The sequence below is a fragment of the Xanthomonas sp. SHU 199 genome (assembly GCF_000364665.1).
Taxonomy (GTDB): domain Bacteria; phylum Pseudomonadota; class Gammaproteobacteria; order Xanthomonadales; family Xanthomonadaceae; genus Xanthomonas_A; species Xanthomonas_A sontii.
Genome location: NZ_AQOI01000741.1, coordinates 1 through 2,640, shown reverse-complemented (window position 1 = coordinate 2,640; position 2,640 = coordinate 1). Strand labels below are relative to the sequence as shown.

The following is a 2,640-nucleotide window of genomic DNA, read 5'->3' as shown; positions in this document are numbered from 1 at the left end:
AGGTCCTGCACCATCAGCCGGAAGTCGTGCTGGAAACTGGCCGCATCGCCGCGGGCGCTGAAGTCGCCGGCCGCGGCCGCTGCGGCCAGGCGCTTGATCTCGGTATTGATCGCCAGCAGGCTGGCCTTGGCCGCGTCCATCGACTCGTGCAGCACCGCACGGCTGCCGGGCAGCCGGCGCGCATCGCGGCGCAGATCGCCGTTGGCGTATTCGTTGAGGATCTCGACCGCCTCGACGATGGCGTCCAGGTGCTCGAACATCATGGTGTTGATGCCCTTGCTCAGTTCGCCGTACACGCCGGGGAAGTCCTGCGGCATGCGGTGGCTGATGTCCTTGTCGGCGTGCAGCTCGATCATCAACGCGGTTTCGCGGGAGAAGCGCTGCAACTGCGTCTGCATCCCACCCATCGCCAGCAGCAGGCGGCCGGGTTCGTCACGCGCGTCGGTGGCCACGTCGTTGTCCAGGCGGCCGGCTGCGATGGCCTCGGCGGCACGGGTGGCGCGATTCAGCGGCACGGTCAGGCTGCGGGTGATCAGCCACGCCAGCAGGCTGCTGACCAGCACCACCGCCAGTCCGCCGGCGATGAGCATGGCGCGCCCACGCGCCATCGCCGCCGTCGCTTCCGCATAGGCCTCGTTGCTGCGGGTGGCCTGCAGATCGGCATAGCGGGCGATGGCGTCCTGCCATTTCTGCGTCAGCGGCGCGGACTCCCGCATCAGCAGGGCCAGGGCCTCGTCCGGCTTGTCGTGCATGCCCAGATCCATCACCCGGTTGTTGACGTCCACGGTCATCTGCCGGGCGCGATCGACGTCCTCCAGCACGGCCTGGCTCTGCGCACCGCTGGGGATGGCGCCCGCCCGCTTGCGCGCCTCCTGGTAGCGTGCGCGCTGCTCGACGATGACCTTGGCGAAGCGGATGTTGTCTTCCTGGGAGGTCGGCAACACGATGTTGCGGACATTGATGGCCACGACCGAACTGGCGTTGAGCATGTCGCTGGACGCGCGGATGGCGGCGATGTTGCGGTTGACGATGCCGTCCAGTCGCTCGCGCGCCTGGAACAGGGTCAGAAGCCCGGCGACGACCAGCGCCGAGGACAACAGGATGAGGATGCCGAACGCGGTGGCGAGCCGGGCACCGACGTTGTAGCGCTGAAGGAATGCAATCATGGAATGGCCTTTGGGGGAATGAGAGGGGCGATGGAACGCCGCGGACCACGCACGCCGACCAGCCGCCGTTGTGCACGCCCGCATCGAACGAGATGAATGAGTCGTGAAAAAGCGTTTTGAATCAGACGCCTGATGACGCATCCCGCTCGATGTGCGGGCGATGTAACGGCGCCCGGCGCGGGGACTTGAGAGGCGATTGCACGGAATTTATTGAACACCCTCAGGCACATCACAGGGATGTGGAGAGGCCATTCGCACAGCGTCCGGATCGGCGTTTTCGCGTGAAGAGCGCGTGCACGTCATGTTGCAACGGCCGGCACGACGCTTGCTTGCGGCGCGAGGTCGCAGCGAGGAAAAAGTTTTCCGATTGGCCGCACACCGGCGACCTCGACACACGGTGCGAAGACCAGGAACGCGATCGCGGTCACTTCGCAGCGTCGGCCGGAACCCGCGGCCGCAGCCACGGCGGCAGCGATGCTGTCGTACAAGGGACGCGTCGCATCACGCGCACGGCGTCTGCCGCACGGCGGCGGCGCCCGTGACGACATGCTGGATGCTCACGCGGGCACACGCGCGTAAGCCCCACGCAGGCGTGAGGACGGAGCAGCACGCCCACGCGCGCGGCGTGGGCGTCGGTCAGAAACAGCGTGCCGCGCCAAGGCAGGCATGGCATCGCGACCGCAGTGGAACATCCTCGGATCTGCGGGATGCGGCACCGGCAGCCGCAAGGCAACCGCCACGCGACAGGCGAGCGACGCGCATTGCGCCGCTCGCCGATGACAGGCGCCGTGCGGCTCAGAACTCCTGCCAATCCTTGTCCAGCGCCATCGCCGCCGCCGGCTGCGCCGCACGCCGCGCAGGTGCGGCCTTGGCCGCTGCCGGAAGGACGCTGCGCTTGCCCGCGGGCGTCGCGGTGGCCTGGTGCCGCGGCGCCTGCGCTACCGGCGTGGCCGCCGATGCGTCGAGCTTGAACAGCGCCACCGCCTGGCTCAGTTCCACCGCCTGCTGCTCCATCGAGCGCGCCGCCGCACTGGCCTCTTCCACCAAGGCCGCGTTCTGCTGGGTGCTCTCGTCCATCTGCGTCACGGTCTGGTTGACCTGTTCGATGCCGGCCGACTGCTCCTGCGAGGCGGCGGAGATTTCCCCCATGATGTCGGTGACACGCTGCACCGAGGTCACGATCTCGGTCATGGTCTTGCCGGCCCGGTCGACCAGGACCGAACCTTCGGCGACGCGGCTCACCGAATCGTCGATCAGGCTCTTGATCTCCTTGGCCGCGCTGGCCGAGCGCTGCGCCAGGGTGCGCACCTCGCTGGCGACCACGGCGAAACCGCGCCCCTGGTCGCCGGCACGCGCGGCTTCCACCGCCGCGTTGAGGGCCAGGATGTTGGTCTGGAAGGCGATGCCGTCGATCACCGAGATGATGTCGGCGATGCGCCGCGACGCATCCTCGATGCCGCTCATGGTGGTCACC

At 68.2% G+C, this 2,640-nt stretch carries 2 protein-coding genes; both read right to left on the bottom strand.

Features of this window, described 5'->3' with window-relative positions; all coding sequences use genetic code 11:
* Positions 1-1,166, bottom strand: a 1,166-nt coding sequence (locus D183_RS0120520) for an MCP four helix bundle domain-containing protein (RefSeq protein ID WP_017910649.1), incomplete at its 3' end; no start/stop codon positions are given.
* Positions 1,167-1,961: 795 nt separating this feature from the next.
* Positions 1,962-2,640: methyl-accepting chemotaxis protein (locus D183_RS25490; protein ID WP_017910648.1), on the bottom strand; the 679-nt coding region annotated here is incomplete at its 5' end.